The 15596-nt window shown below is 58.1% G+C and carries 9 protein-coding genes; 6 read left to right on the top strand and 3 right to left on the bottom strand.

Annotation, left to right across the window (positions count from 1 at the left end; genetic code table 11):
• The first annotated feature begins 39 nt into the window (after positions 1–39).
• Both VXJ35_RS11590 and VXJ35_RS11585 read left to right on the top strand, forming a co-directional pair.
• A complete protein-coding gene (locus tag VXJ35_RS11590) occupies positions 40–3213 on the top strand; it encodes a hypothetical protein (protein ID WP_064021676.1) in 3174 nt (1057 codons plus the stop codon).
• 100 nt (positions 3214–3313) lie between these two features.
• On the top strand, positions 3314–5236 hold the full coding sequence (locus VXJ35_RS11585; RefSeq protein ID WP_064021675.1) for a DUF945 family protein: 1923 nt from the start codon (positions 3314–3316) through the stop codon (positions 5234–5236).
• Positions 5237–5281: 45 nt separating this feature from the next.
• On the opposite strand, the gene VXJ35_RS11580 is transcribed toward VXJ35_RS11585, so the two are convergent.
• The 3 genes from VXJ35_RS11580 to VXJ35_RS11570 are packed head-to-tail and all read right to left on the bottom strand — an operon-like array spanning position 5282 to position 10650.
• Positions 5282–8083, bottom strand: coding sequence for an EAL domain-containing protein (locus VXJ35_RS11580; RefSeq protein ID WP_157198153.1), 2802 nt, complete (start codon positions 8081–8083; stop codon positions 5282–5284).
• On the bottom strand, positions 8067–8624 hold the full coding sequence (locus tag VXJ35_RS11575) for a YfiR family protein (protein ID WP_054758747.1): 558 nt from the start codon (positions 8622–8624) through the stop codon (positions 8067–8069). The genes VXJ35_RS11580 and VXJ35_RS11575 overlap by 17 nt, the downstream gene beginning before the upstream one ends.
• 13 nt (positions 8625–8637) lie before the next feature.
• Positions 8638–10650 carry a TonB-dependent siderophore receptor gene (locus tag VXJ35_RS11570; RefSeq protein WP_064021673.1) on the bottom strand — a complete coding sequence of 671 codons (2013 nt, stop codon included), beginning with the start codon at positions 10648–10650 and terminating at the stop codon, positions 8638–8640.
• Positions 10651–10978: 328 nt separating this feature from the next.
• Between VXJ35_RS11570 and VXJ35_RS11565 the strand changes: the two genes are divergently transcribed.
• From VXJ35_RS11565 to VXJ35_RS11550, 4 genes are all read left to right on the top strand, one after another.
• Positions 10979–11749, top strand: a complete 771-nt coding sequence (locus VXJ35_RS11565) for an MBL fold metallo-hydrolase (RefSeq protein WP_064023481.1) — start codon at positions 10979–10981, stop codon at positions 11747–11749.
• A 2-nt stretch (positions 11750–11751) separates the two neighbouring features.
• Positions 11752–13941 carry a bifunctional diguanylate cyclase/phosphodiesterase gene (locus VXJ35_RS11560; RefSeq protein WP_064021672.1) on the top strand — a complete coding sequence of 730 codons (2190 nt, stop codon included), beginning with the start codon at positions 11752–11754 and terminating at the stop codon, positions 13939–13941.
• A 190-nt stretch (positions 13942–14131) separates the two neighbouring features.
• Entirely contained in the window at positions 14132–14737 is a 606-nt protein-coding gene (locus VXJ35_RS11555) for a GNAT family N-acetyltransferase (protein WP_054758750.1), read from the top strand.
• Positions 14730–15590 (top strand): carbon-nitrogen hydrolase family protein, encoded by an 861-nt coding sequence (locus VXJ35_RS11550; RefSeq protein WP_064021671.1) that lies wholly within the window; start codon positions 14730–14732, stop codon positions 15588–15590. The genes VXJ35_RS11555 and VXJ35_RS11550 overlap by 8 nt, the downstream gene beginning before the upstream one ends.
• Positions 15591–15596 lie beyond the last annotated feature (6 nt).

The following is a 15596-nucleotide window of genomic DNA, read 5'->3' as shown; positions in this document are numbered from 1 at the left end:
TCCAAAACCAGCCCGCTTACCGCCCACCTTGGAGAGACCATGGCCCAGCCCCGCTATTACTTCACCGACTCCGAACGCTTCGTCGTCGAGCAATACAACGACTGCACCGCGTTTGCCAGTTTCCTGCCCGGCATCGCCGGCGTATCCGGCCGACCGGCCTGGGCGTTTTACGTCAACCGCGGCCAAGCCATCGCCAGTTTCGGCGTGCGTAACAAAGACGGTGCCTTTCTGGAGTTCTTTCCGGCCGACAAGGCTTACCAACTGACCCCGTCCCGCGGCTTCCGCACCTTTTTAAAAATTTCCGGCGGCGATGCCGTTTGTTGTTACGAGCCGTTCCAGCGCGGCGCCGCGGCGGATGTGGTGCAACGGCTAAGCGTGACGCCGCACGAAGTCGGCGTCGAGGAAATCAATCCCGGCCTGGGTTTGAGTATCCGCGCCGACATGTTCACGCTGCCCGAGGCCAATGTCGCCGGCCTGGTACGCCGGGTGGAAATCGGCAATATTTCCAGCCAAAGCCAGCGCATCGAAATCGTCGACGGCCTGCCGCAAGTCTTGCCCTACGCGATGAACCAATGGATTTTAAAATTCATGAGCCGCACTTCGGAAGCTTTTATGCGCGTGGAAGGCGTCGCGGAAGATCTGCCGTTTTACCGGCTAAAAGTGTGGCCGACCGATTCGCCGCAAGTGGAACCGGTCACGGCCGGCAATTTCTTTTTCGGGTGCAGTGGCGGCCGGCTGCATCGGGTTATTGTCGATCCGGAACGGGTATTCGGCCTGGCCGGCGATTTTTCCAACGCGGAACGCTTCTTTAGCGATGTGCCGCTGGATTTGCAGAACCAGGTCGCCGGCAACCAAACGCCGGCAGCCTTTCAGACTTTGACGCTGGAATTGCAGCCGGGGCAAAGCCGGGTGTTTTACGCCGTTTACGGCCACGCCGAATCGCTGCCGGCCTATCAAGCCTTCGTCGACCAAGCCGGCTGCCGCGACCAGTACTTCGAGGCCAAACGCGAGGCTAACCGGGGTTTGATCGCGCAAATTAGCCGCAAAGCGTTTACTGCGACCGCCCTACCCTTGTTCGACGGCCACGTCCGCCAATGCTATCTGGATAACGGTTTGCGCGGCGGCTTTCCGCTGCCGGTCCCGGGCGGCAAGCTGTTGTATTTGTTCGGCCGCAAACACGGCGATCTGGAACGCGACTACAACGACTTCTTGTTGCAGGACACGCCGTATTCGGAAGGCAACGGCGACTTTCGCGACGTGTTGCAAAACCGCCGCGTCGACCTGTTTTTCGAACCGGGCTTGGCCGGGCAAAACATCCGTTATTTCTTCAACTTGATTCAACCGGACGGTTACAACCCCTGCGCCTTGCGCAACTCGCGTTTTGCCGTAACTGCGCCGCAGGATTTCGCGGCATATTTCGCCGAAGTTCCAGGGCTGGCAGCGTTACTTAATACCGAATTCAAATACGCCGAGCTCTGGCAATTGTTGGCCTGCCATGACGCGGCTGACGAAATGATCGGCGCCATTCTCGCCGTAGCGCAGGAAGTGGCTGACGCCGAATTCGACCGCGGTTATTGGTCCGACCATTGGACGTATCTGGTCGATTTGCTGCTCAATTACCGGGCGATATTCCCGGAGCAGTTGCTCGCGCTATTGCTGGAAGCCGATTACACCTTTTTCGACCCGACCCATTACGTCGCCCCGCGCGCGCAAAAATACCGGCTTACCGGCGACGGCTTACGCCAATACGGCGCCGTACAATTCAGCGCCGAGAAAAAAGCCTTGATCGAATCGCGTGGCGGCCGGCGTTACCAGGTGCGCGCCGGCCACGGCCGCGGCGGCATCGTCCGCACCACGTTGCTGGGCAAAATCCTGGCCTTGGTCGCCAACAAATTGGCGACGTTGGACCCGGACGGCATCGGCATCGAAATGGAAGCCGACCGGCCCGGCTGGTGCGACGCCTTGAACGGCCTGCCCGGCATCCTCGGCTCGGCGGTCAACGAAACCATAGAACTGAAGCGGCTTATCGATGTGACCTTGCCGTTATTGGCCGAAGTAGGCGTTAGCGAGTTGCCGCTGCCGGCCGAGCTGGCCGATTTCGTCGCCGACTTGAACCGTTTGCTGGACCAACCCGAGCTGACGCCGCACCGATTCTGGCAGGAAAGCGGCGCCGCGAAGGAGGCTTACCGCCGGCAAGTGTTCATGGGCTTTGCCGGCGCCGAAAAAGCGCTAAGTCTGGATTGGCTGCGCGGTTTTTTCGAAAAAGCCTCGGCCCATCTGGCCGCCGCTGCCGCCAGAGCCGAATCCGCCGCCGGCATCAACACTTACTATTCCTACAGCGCCGAGGACTACTGCACCCAGGCGGATGGCAGCGTCGAGGTTAAGCGTTTTCGCGCAGCGCCGCTGCCGCCGTTTCTGGAAGGTTTCGTGCACGCCTTGCGGATTGCCGATCCGCAGTCGGCCCGCCGCCTGTATCAATCGGCACGTAATTCCGAGCTGTACGACCGCAAACTGGGGATGTACCGTTTGAATGCCCCGCTCGGCGATCAAGCGCTGGAGTTGGGCCGGATCGGCGTCTTCAACTACGGCTGGCTGGAAAACGGCTCGATCTTCCTGCACATGCATTACAAATTCGTGTTGGAAATGCTGCGCGCCGGCCTGGTCGACGAGTTTTACGCCGACATCGAACGCTTGTTGGTCGCGTTTCGCCCGCCCGAAGAATACAAACGCAATCCGGTCGAAAATTCCAGCTTTCTGGTCAGCAGCGGCTTCGGCGTCGATCCGCGCCAACACGGCCGCGGCTGCGTTGCCCGCTTGTCCGGTTCGACGGTGGAACTGCTGCAACTTTGGACCTATCTGTTTTTCGGCGACGCGCCGTTCATTAGCGTCGACGGCGAGTTGCGTTTTCAACCCAAGCCGGTGTTGGCGGCCAGACTGTTTTCCGACTGCGAACGCAGCGCGGCGCCGTTCGCGACGGCAGAAACCTTGCCGGCCGCCAGCGCGGCCTGCACCTTGTTCGGTACCACGCTGGTGGTTTACCTGAATCGGCAGCGGCGCGACTGCTTCGGCCCCGACCCGGTCAAGCCGCAGCGTTACCGCTTATATTTCCGCGACGGCGGCGAAGAAACGGTGGACGCCGGCTTTTTGGGCCAGGCGGCGGCTGAAGCGTTACGCCAGAGGATGCTGCGGCGCCTGGATATCGAATTGGCTTAACGGCGGACGGCCGGATATATTTTGGTGCGCGGCAGCGCAAGTCGAACGGCGCCGCGTTTGCTAGACTGGAGCGCATATCCAACTGTTTAGGGTGGCGACCATGGCACAAAAATCTCTGATCCAGGTAGCGGGCGGCATCGCCCTGTTCGCGGCGGCATGGCTGGGCGCCAGCTTTTATCTCGGCCGCAACGCCGAACGCGAATTGGCGGAGCGGGTGCAAAAAACCGAGGCGGATTGCGGCGTGCGCCTGAACAATTTGCAACAGCAATCCGGTTTGCTGTCGGCCAGCGGCACGCTGGAGCTGCAAGTCGGCGATTTGTGCAATACCGACCCCGACGGCAAATACTGGGTCGTCGCCGACGTGCAATACAACATCAACCACTTGATCCTGCCCGGCTCGGTGATGCGCTTCAATTGGACCTTACGCCAGCGGCCGGAATCCGGCCAGGGCGGTCCAGGTTTGCAATTCAGCGGCAGCGGCCATTCGGCGTTCTCCGGCACGCTGTTTTCCGAGATTGCGTCCACCGAGCTATCCGGCGAAGCGGACGACGCAAGCTGGCGCCTGGAACCGTTGACCGGCCGGGTCGAGGCCGGCGAACGCAGCTTGAATCTGAGTTTACAAGTGCCGCGCTTCACCGCGCGCGGCGACGGCAACGCGCTGGACCTGCAAGGCGTCGGCCTGCAGCTCAATCTGCAGGACCGAGAACTGGGCCTTGGCAGTTCCAGTTTTACCATCGACAAAGTCGCGACCGGCAACGGCAGCGGCGAACGTCTGGCCGTCGCCAGCGAAACGGTCAGAAACGGCGACCGGATCGATGCCAAAATCCTCTATGCGCTGGGCGGCTTGGACGCGATGGGTTACTCCGCCCGGGATTTGGCGGTGGAAATTGCCGTGCGCGGCCTCTACGCCGAAAGCGTGAAAACCCTGGCCGAGATTGCCAGGGAATCCAAATCGTTCCGCAATCTGACGCAGGAAGAAAACAAACGCTACCGCAAGGCTGTGAAACAAGCCATTAACCGCGGCTTTTCCACCGGCATCACCAAATTGAGCGGCAGCGTCGGCAATGCGGAGCAACAAAGCGGCTTGAACGGCCAATTGACGATAGAAGTTAAACCGAATGCCGACCCCGATGCCGACATTCAACTGGCAAAAATGCTGCAGTCCTCCGGTCAAGTCAGCGTCACCGGCAACGCCATCGGCGAGGAACAGAAAAACCAGTGGTTGGAAATGGGCGTGGCCAAGGCCGGCGCCGACGGCATCCAGGCCGGATTCGACTATTCAGCCGGCATTCTGAAAACCAACGACCGTATCGTCGAGGAGCCCTGGCTACAACAAACCCTGGCCGAAACCGACGCCCAAATCAATCGCTTTCTGAACGAAGCGGATAGCGCAGCGCCGACGGCCGGCTTGGAGCACGTGATCGATTCGCCAACAGAAGCCGCAGCCGGAGACTCCGCTGCCGCGCCGCCGCAAGCGGCCGAGCCGGAACCGGGCATTCCGGCCGAACCCCAATCCGTCAGCATGGTAGGCCGCGTCAGCTATTCCGAATCCGGTGCGATGCTGGAAAGCGCCGACGGCCGGCGCCTGTATTTCGCTGTGGATTCCGAGGTCGGCCAATTGATCGTCGGTTTATGCAGCGAAGGCGAAACCTGCGCCGTCACCGCGCTGGTAGACGGCGACGGCCAAATCAAAGCCATTCAACAGCTCAGTGCCGTGGCTGCGGCCGAACCCGAGGCCGGCGCCGTTCCGGCGGTACCGGCCGCTACCGTGAATGTACAGCCCAGCTTCGATTGCGCCAAAGCCGCAAGCAAGGTCGAATTATTGATTTGCGGCTCGCACGAACTGACGGCCGCCGACGCCGAACTGACCGGCCTGTACCGCAATGCCATGGCCGCCGCTGCGGACAGCGACGCCTTGGTCGCCGCACAACGCAACTGGATCAAAACCGTGCGCAACCAGTGCGGCGACGCGCTCTGTCTAGCCGAGGCCTACCGCAACCGGATCGCGGAGCTCTCGCACTGAGGCTGGTCTAAATGCCGCTGGCCGCCTGGCCTGCACCAAACCGGCTCAGCGCGCTGCCTTTAGAAAAGCGGCGAATTGGTCGGCCGGCATCGGTTTGGCGATCAAATAACCTTGGACGTAATCGCAGCCCATTTCCAGCAGCAATTGCCGTTGCAGTTCGGTTTCGACGCCCTCGGCTATCACTTTCAAACCTAACTGGTGAGCCATGATGACGATGGCCTTGGTCAAGGCCAGATCGTCGGAATCGGCCGCCAAATGGAAGATGAAGGACTTGTCGACTTTCAGATAATCGATATCGAACTTTTTCAGGTAGGACAAGGACGAGTAGCCGGTACCGAAATCGTCTATCGCAATCTGCATGTTGTTGCGGGCGAAGTGCAGCAATTGCTCCGCCACTTTGTCGTTGGCCTCCAACAGCAGGCCTTCGGTAATTTCGATGATGACGTTGTCTTGGGAAACCCCGTGTTTCTCCAGATACACCGGCCAATGCGCCAAACAATTATCCAGCCCCTGGAATTGCAGCGGCGATACGTTAACCGAGATCTGGAACCGGGTTTGCTGTTCGGCCTGTAGCGTTTTCAACTGGCTGGCCACCTGGCAGAACACCCATTCGCCGATGTCTTGGATCAGACCGTGTTCCTCGGCGATCGGGATGAATTCGGCGGGGTTAATCAAACCCCGCTGCGGATGCCGCCAGCGGATCAAAGCCTCCGCCTTATAGATTGCACCGGTCTGGAGATTGAGAATAGGCTGGTAGTACACCTCCAACTCGCCGCGCGGTATCGCCGAATGCAAGTCGGTCAGAATCAGCATGCGTTTTTGCGAGGCTTCCTGCATGCTGGGCGTAAAATAACAAAAGCCGTTGCGGCCCTTGTTTTTCGCGGCGTACATGGCCTGGTCGGCGTAGCGCACCAAATCTTCGGCATCCTCGGCGTCGGACGGATAGACGGCAATACCGATGCTGGCCGAGACGTAGACGTGGCGGTTGTCGAAAAAATACGGCTGGCTGAGCACGTCGACAACGGCCTGGGCGATGCGGTCGACATCGCCGACATCGGCCAGCTCGCTGACGATCACGGTGAATTCGTCGCCGCCCAAACGGGCCACGGTATCGGTTTCGCGGATGCAACCGCGGATGCGCTTGGCGGCGTCGACCAGCAAGGCGTCGCCCATCCGGTGGCCGAAGGTGTCGTTGACCTCCTTGAACCGGTCCAAATCCAGGAAAAACAACACCAGATACTGTTTTTCCCGCTTGGCCTTGCGGATTTCGTGCTGCAAACGGTCGGCGAACAGGCGCCGGTTAGGCAAATTGGTCAACGGGTCGTAATTGGCCTGGAACCAGATCTGCTCTTCGGTTTTCTTCTTTTCGGTAATGTCGTAAAACAGCGCGACGCGGCGGATGACGCGGCCGTCGTCGTCGTAGACGTTGTTCAGGGTCAGCCACTGCACGTAGGTTTCGCCGTTTTTATGGCGAATCTGGATCTCGCCTTGCCAGTAGCCGGTGCGCTCCAGTTGCAACCAGACGTTTTGATAGAACTCGGCATCGTGCTTGCCGGAATCCAATAAGCGCGGATGTTTCCCCACCACCTCGTCCTGGCCGTAACCGGTAATGGTGGAAAACGCCGGATTTACCGACAGGATGTTGTGTTCCGGATCGGCGACCAGCATCGCCTCGCTACTGTTCTGGTACACCGAGCTGGCCAGGCGCAAATGTTCTTCGGCCTGTTTGCGCTCGGTGATATCGCGGGCCGCAGCGTAAATCACGCCGTCCCTGGGAATGCAGGACCACTCGATCCAGCGGTAAGCGCCGTCCAGATGCCGATAACGGTTGACAAAATCGGTCAGCGGCTGCTGTTCGCTCAGCACGCGCATCGCTTCCCGGGTTTTAGGCCAATCGTCCGGATGCACAAACTGCATAAACGGCCGGCCTTCCATTTCGGCCGAGGCGTATCCCAACACGGTCTGCCATTGCGGATTGATCTTGCGGATGACGCCGCTGAAGTCGGCAATCAGGAACAAATCCAGGGCGTAATTGAAATAATTGTCCAACTCTTCCGATTTAGCCCGCAGCTCCTCGGTGCGTTGGCCGATTTTAATTTCAAGTTCGTTATTGAAACGCAGAATCTCGGCTTCGCGCTGTTGCACCCGTTGCATCAGCAAATTGAACGCTTCGTAGAGCCGGCTGATTTCGTCGTTGGTCTGCGGTGCCGGCAGCAATAAATCGCCGCTATGGGTTTTATCGGCGCTCAAGCGGGTATGTTGTTCCAGCCGCGCGATCGGCGCCATGATGAAACGTCGCAAACTCAAGGCCAGACTGTAACTGCACATCAGCGCAATGCCCAGCACCAGCAGCATGAAGCGCAGTTCCTGCCATTGCTGTTTTTTCAGTTCGTCGAGGCGGAAGGCGCCCTTCAGAATTCCCAGTTGCCGGTCGTTTTGCATGATCGGCACTTTGAAATAAAAATGGCGCGCGCCCCAAACCCATTCCCTATTTTCCAATCCGGCCGGCAGATTTGCATCCAGTGCGTAAGGGTCGTATTTGGAGACGACGTCGCTGCCCTTGTCCAGCCGCAGATAGACGACGCGAGAATCTTTGAACAATGGGCTCAATTGTTCTTCGACGCCGGATTTGTCGTCGAAAACCAGCGGAAACACCGTAAACTCGGATACCAGCTTGGCCAATGCCAGATTGGCGTGAATGAAATCGTCGCGCTGCTGGATATTTTTTTTCCAGTATAAAAACAACAAGGTACTGGTAATCGTCGCCAATACCACGAACATGACCACCCACAGCAATCTGCGCCGTAACGGTTGTCTGCTCAGCCGGCGTTTAATTAGGGCCAACAAGGTTTGCCACCTTCAATAAATGGTAACTGGCGCTGAGGCCGCTTTTGTTCAGCGCGTTGCGGTTGACTTCCAAATTTATTTTGTTGTTGTCGATGAAAAAGTCGATGTGAGCTCCCTGCTCGGCGGCATTCTTGTTTTCCACGACCAATAGTACCGGTTGGTTCTGCACGGTCTCGACGATCGCCGGCAATTGGTCTTTCAGCTCGACGTTGACGTAAACGACTTGGCATTCGGCCACGTCGGCGGCCTTTTCGAAAACCAGCAATTTGACCGGCTTATTGGCCAAGGTTTCATTGGCGTAATAATTCTGGATTGCGGGAAGCAACGGCGCGTTGGCCGACGCGCACAACGTGAACTGTTCGCCGCCCCATTCCGGCCAGGTGATGAAGCGGGCGATCTTTTCGATAATCGAGGCCCGGATCAAATCGCTGTCTTTGACCGCCAGCGCGGCGTTGGCAACGCAGCAGCTTGGGCCGTAACCTACCGGCAACAGCAGCAAAACCTGCGCATAAACTCTCCAACGTTTGTTTCGGAATAGCATCTCGGGGTCGTACCTAAAATTCGAGCGCAATTTCGCCGAACAGCATACGCCCCGGAGAGGCGGGAACGGTGTTGATGTTTTTGCGGTTGAACTCCGGATAATAAAAATTCTCGTCCAGCAAATTATCCAGATACAAGGTAAAGGTCATGTGCTTGTTCTTGGCGACGCCCAACCAATTATTCAATTTGTAATTGGCGTTGACGCTGACGTTGTGGTAACCGCCGGCCGGCGGATTGACCAATAGCGCGGTCGGGGCGGCCTTGGCGGCGCTGAAATAGGTATCGAACACGCTGAGTTGCAAGCTGGTGCCGAAGTCGTAACTCAAGCCCAGCTTCGCCATGTGGTTGGGTAATAAAGTTTTGTTGTTGTGTTTGTTTTCGTCGCGGTTGGTTTGAAAAGTGTAAGAGCCCTTCCAGGACAAACCGGGCAACAGTTTGGCGTCGGTTTCCAGTTCCAGGCCTTCGAAGGTGGCGCTGCCGCCGTTGACGTACAGCAGCCGGGTCGGCACCGTGTTCGGAATCGGACTACGCACGATCAAGTTGGTGACCCGGCTTTCGAACGCGGTCAAGGATACCTGGTAATCGGCGTCGTGGTAAAACACCTGGGCGTCGGCCGTTTCGACCTTTTCCGGCTCGACGCCGCGGTTACCCAACACCACCGCCGAATTGGCGCCCAATTCGCCGGCGCTTGGCGCCCGGTAGGCTTGGGCGAATAACAACTTGGCGCCCCAATTCGCCGTCATTTCGTAAACCAGGCCGGCGCGGCCGACCAGGCCGTCGATTGCGCTGTCGCTGTCCGCAACACCGCTCGGCGCCGCTTTCAGGTGGTCGAAACGGTGCCATTGGCCGCCCAGGTTGAGTTTCAGATTATCCAGCAAGGCATAGCCGACGTTGGCGTAAATGCTCGATTTCAACTGCTCGTAAGGGGCTAGCGTATTCGGCTGCGACACTTGGGTCACCTGGCCCTGTTGCCATTCCACCAGCCCGCCCAGCAGCAGGCTCAGTTTGTCGTCGAAAAAGGACAGGAAATGGCTTTGTTCCAGCAACAGGTTGTTTTCCCACAAATCGGTCATGTACGGCACGCCAGCCACCGGCAGATTGTAGTTTTGGGAAAACTTGTTCAGCGTCAGATTCCATTTGCTGCGCCAAAAATCGTTGACTTGGTGGTTGTAACCGGCATCGAAAAACAAGCGGTTGTTCTCGACTTCTTGGCCGAAGCCGATAGGCACCGCCCCCCAATGTTGTTTCTGGCTGTTAACGACGTACAAATTGAAGTCGAATTCTTTCCAGCCGCCCCAGATACTGGCGCTGACGTCGCCGTCGTCATTGCGGAAATTGACGTTTTGCCGGGTTTCGTCGACCGCCGCAGCCGTCCAGCCGTCGCTGGCCCGATACCTCACCGCGCCGCTGATCGCCGCGTCGCCGTTGTTCCAGCCGAACTCGGTTTCGGCTTGGCCGGTGTTGTAACTGCCGTAACGGCCGCGTACGGTCAGCGCGTTGTCCTGTTTCTTTTTGGTGACGATGTTGATCACGCCGGTAAAGGCGTTACTGCCGTACAGCACCGAACCGGAGCCGCGCACGACTTCGATTTGTTCGATATGGTGAATCGGAAAATCGCGGAACATGGTCTCGTTCAAGCCGCCGTAGGCGCTATCGCGAAACGGCCGGCCATTGATCAGCACCAGGGTATGGTTGTTGACGTGGGTCAGCGCGTCGCCGCGCAGCGCCGCAGTACTGTTGGACCAAATGTAGGTGCTGAGCATATACACGCTGGTCACCCGGTTCAGCACGTCGGCCAGCGTGTTGGCGCCGTAACGATCGATATCGTCGCGGGTGACGATGCTGACGATGCCGGCGGCCGAGTATTGGCTTTCGGTTTTCTTCGAGACTACTTCCACACTCAAAACGTCTTCCAGCGACATTTTTTTCAGGGCTTCGATTTCGGCCGCAGCCTGATGCGCGGCAACGCTGCGGCAAGAGCTGTAGGCCAACGCAATCGCAAGAGTGGATAAATTGAGTCTGTGCATAAATCGGGAGTGACCGGTTTCCTGATGCCTGAGCGTACGAGAATCGCGCTTGCTTTAGATATGCCCAGTCTAGCGTAAATCGCGCAAATATCGATTCCGAACTTTACGCCGCAATCGGTCTAGCATGGTCCGGCCGCTGTAACCGAGTGGCTCCGGCCTTTGCCGAGAACGGCTCGGCAAAATCGGCAGATGGCGGATGAGGCGGAGCGGTAGCCTTGCGACACATTTCAAACTAAGCGCAATTAACCCCGATATTACTACGCCTTTTGGTGTATAAACCGCGCCCTCGCCTATCTGCAATAAGAAGAATAATTAAGAGATGCCGTTTATGAAAAACATCGTTTTATACAACGACAAGTTGCACAAATTCGTTTTATTGAACGAGAGCGAGCCTGGCGAAGAAGAAGGCATCCGTTCCAACCAATATTTGGTGATGCGCGACGGCGACGGCGTACTGCTCGATCCGGGCGGATTCGGCGTGATGCCCAGCGTGCTGACCGAGTTATTGCAGCACATCCGCACCGAGCGGATCAAAGCCATCGTCTTGTCGCACCAGGACCCCGACATCGTTGGCGGCCTCGCCACCTGGATCGAGCTGATCCAGGTACCGATCTACGTCTCCAGCATCTGGCTGCGGTTTCTGCCCCACTACGGCATCACCGACATGACCCAGTTCGTCGGCGTGCCGGATTGCGGCATGGATTGCGAGATCGCCCCCGGCTTCTCGTTGCAACTGCTGCCGGCGCATTTTCTGCATTCGGAAGGGCAAATCAACGTCTACGATCCGGTTTCGAAGATCCTGTTCAGCGGCGATATCGGCGCGGCAATGCTGCCCGGCGAACTCGAATACGAGTTCGTCGACGACTTCACGGCCCACCTGCCCTACATCGAAGCCTTCCATCGCCGCTACATGGGCTCGAACAAAGCCGCCCGGCTATGGGTGGACGCGGTTTCGGCACTGGATATCGCCATGATCGCGCCGCAACACGGCCCGATCTACCGCGGCCGGGCCGTGGCCGATTTTCTGGCCTGGTTTCGGCAATTGGAATGCGGCATCGATTTGATGGAAAAAAGCGGTTATTTCCGCGGGGAGAAATAGCCATGACCCATTCCGCACCCGCGACCGGCGCCGACGGCCAGGCAGACCGGTTTCCGCAGGACATGCAGCAGCTACGCAAGCTGGTCATGACCGAACTTACCGCATTACTGGAAAGCCAGACCCGCACCCGCATTTTCGCCAGCACCATCAGTAATCAGATCCTGCGCGAACACGGCGCCATGCTGGCCGAGCTCGGCGCCAGCCTGGACCGGGTCGGCGACCGCGATGCGATGAGCCGGGTGCTGCAAACCACGTTGGCGCGCTGCGCCAACCTGGACCGGGCATTCGTCAAATTGACCGCCGAACGCCAGCGGCAATGGCGAAAAAATGGCGCACAATTGCAGCGCGTCATCGACGATTTCAGCACCACCACCCAATACCTGGCCTCGGTGTTGGTGGAAAAAGACTTGTTCGAGCGGCAAAGCAGCGTGTTGGAAAGCATCATCCTGTCCCACGAAAAAGTTTCGCAGTGGAAGGAATTCGTCCAACAGATATTGAGCGGCTTTCACGCGATTTTTCCGTTCAATTTCTTTTTCATCGCCTTCGCCGAACAAAACGAGCTGTCGCTTTATTTTTATTACCTGGGCGATTACAGCGACGAGATTCGCGGCCTCGTGCGCAGCAGAACCACGCAGGATTTGTTGCGGCAACTGGCCCTGCCCGACGACGCCCCGCTGAATATCGAGGAATTCCACATTCAGGCCAAAAACAGCAAATTGGTGACGATAGAAGACGTCAAGCTGATTTCGGTCGCGGTGCCGGAGCATACGCCGGGGCTGGCGGGATTGCTGGGCGTGGCCTTCGCATCCGCGGTGCCGCTGAGCCACCAAGAACAGAGCATCATCCGCTCGTTGCTGTCGGTCATGGTCATGATCGTCGGCTCCAGCAAGGTGCTGAGCCGGACCCTGTCCGAGCTGGAATATTATTCGACCCACGATCCGCTGACCGGCATCCACAACCGGCGCTATTTCAACGACATGTTGGAATACGAAATTCCGCGTTCCGAGCGGCACAACCACGAATTCTCGGTGTTGCTGCTGGATTTGGACGATTTCAAGGATATCAACGATTCCTACGGCCACCCGGTCGGCGACAGCGTGCTGATCAAAATCGCCGCGACCATCTGTACCCGGCTGCGGAAAGGCGATATTCCGGTGCGCATGGGCGGCGACGAATTCGCCATTATTTTGCCGGAAACCTCGTTGCAGGGCGCCAAGGACGTGGCCGAATCGATCAGGAGCAGCCTGCACGGCATGTGTTTCGAAACCCCGGACGGCAAATCCTTTCACGTCAGTACTTCGGTCGGCGTCATTGGTTACCCCAGGGATGCGCAAAGCGTGTCGGACCTGATGAGCGGCGTCGACATCGCGCTTTACCGGGCCAAGCAATTGGGCAAAAACGAAGTCTGCGTGTTCGACGCCGACGCCAATACGCCGCAGGCGCTGCAAGATAGCCGCAGCTTCGTCGAAGAACTGCGCCAGTCTCTGGCCGAAGACCGGTTTCAGCCCCATTTCCAACCCATCGTCGACTGCAAGACCGGTGAAATTTTCGCTTACGAGTCGGTCGCGCGCCTGTCCCGAGCGGATGGCACCACGATGGCGGCCGGCTTGTTTATCGAAACCATCGAAAAATACGGCCTGAGCCGGGAGCTGGACCGGATCATGGTCCGCAAAGTCATCGAAGCCAACAAAGCCAACATCGACCGCTCCGGCACGCCGCAGCGCCTGTTTATTAACCTGTCGGCCCAGGAAATCCAGGGCCGAGGCATTCTCGGCTTCGCCGAACAGCTATGCGAACAACTCGGCGTACCGCCCAGCAGCATCGTCTTCGAAATTCTGGAGCGCGACGCAATCGGCGACATGAGCCACATGGGCAAGTTTCTGGCGAATCTGCGCAAACAAGGTTTTGCCTTTGCGCTGGACGATTTCGGCAGCGGCTATAACTCCTTCCACTACCTGCGGGAACTGCATTTCGAATACGTCAAGATCGACGGCGCCTTCGTCCGCAACATCGTCGATTCCAAGATCGATCTGGCCTTGGTCTCCAATCTATCGCGCCTGTGCCGGGATTTGGGGATTTTGACTATCGGCGAGTATGTCGAATCGGCCGAGATCTTGGAGGTGTTGCAGGACATCGGCATCGACTACGCCCAGGGCTTTCATTTGGGCATTCCCCAGAGTTCGCTGCCCTAGCCCGCGGTTTGCCGCGCAATGCCCACTGATCGAGCGGCCTCGATACGGCTGCGTTCGGCACTGACGCCCGGCGCGCGTTCTCCAGTTTCGGCTTTGCATAGGCAACCCGACCGGCCTGCAATACAATAGTGCCTGCCAACCCGCCGTTCAGGCCGGTTACCGTTTCGTTTCAACCCAACCGCAAATCCACATGAGTAAAGACATCCGCATCCAACGCCTCAGCGGCGAAGCCTTGGTTCAATACATCCCTGAATTGGCGCGCCTGCGCATCGAAGTGTTCCGGGATTTTCCGTACCTGTACGACGGCGATTACGAATACGAAAAAAAATACCTGCAAACCTATATTAATTGCCCGGAAAGCGTGATTGTGCTGGCCTTCGACGGCGACAAGATCATCGGCGCCTCCACCGCAATTCCGTTGAAATACGAAACCGACGAAGTCAAAAAACCGTTCGTCGACAACGGCTATAACCCGGACGACGTGTTTTATTGCGGCGAATCGGTGTTGAATAAGGCCTACCGCGGCTTGGGGATAGGTGTGAAATTCTTCGAGCAACGCGAAGCGCACGCCGCCGACCTGGGCGGCTTCAAACACATCACTTTTTGCTGCGTCGAACGCCCGGCCGACCACCCGCGCCGGCCGGCCGATTACGTGCCGTTGGACGCATTCTGGAACAAACGCAGTTATTTCAAACATCCTGAGCTGAAGACAACCTATTCCTGGAAGGATTTGGACGACAGCGAAGAAACGCCGAAACCGATGACGTTCTGGCTGAAGGAGGAACGCAATGCCTAAAATCGCCAGTGCCCAATACGACATCGGCTTCCTGGAAACCTGGGAAAACTTCGCCGCCAAGGCCAGCCGCTGGGTCAAGGAAGCCGCCGACAACCGGGCCGATATTCTGCTGTTTCCAGAATATGCCTGCATGGAACTGGCCTCGCTGTTTCCGCAGGAAATCTACGCCAGCTTGTCCGGCCAGTTGGAAGCCTTGCAAAGCCTGTTGCCGCAATACCTGGAACTATTCAAATCACTGGCCGCGCAACACCGGGTCTATATCCAGGCCGGCACCTTTCCGGTCAAACACGACAACGGCGAATTCCGCAACCACGCTTATTTCTTTACTCCGCAGGGCGAGGTCGATTATCAGGAAAAACTGACGATGACCCGCTTCGAAAACGAGCAATGGCACATTGCGCGCGGTCTGGAGATCAAGGTATTCGATACCGTATTCGGCAAAGTCGCCATCAACATCTGCTACGACAGCGAATTTCCGCATTACGCCCGCCAGCAAACCGAGCGCGGCGCCACCTTGATCCTGGTCCCGAGCTGCACCGACACCGAAGCCGGCTACTACCGGGTGCGGATCGGTTGCCAGGCCCGCGCGCTGGAAAACCAATGTTACGTGGTGCAAGCCTCGTTGGTCGGCAATGCGGACTGGTCGGAAGCGGTCGACGTCAACTGCGGCGCCGCGGCGATCTACACCCCGGTGGACCGCGGCTTCCCCAACAACGGCATTCTGGCGATCGGCGAATACAACAAAGTGCAATGGGTCTACGCCGAGCTGGATTTAGCGTCCGTGGAGACCGTGCGCAACGTCGGCCAAGTGTTCAATTACCGGGATTGGCCGAAACAGTTCGATTGCCGCTGACGGCGG

It is taken from the genome of Methylomonas sp. DH-1 (assembly GCF_046097555.1).
Classification (GTDB): Bacteria; Pseudomonadota; Gammaproteobacteria; order Methylococcales; family Methylomonadaceae; genus Methylomonas; species Methylomonas koyamae.
The sequence above is the reverse complement of the archived record's forward strand: the minus strand, read 5'-3'. Positions and strand labels throughout refer to the sequence as shown.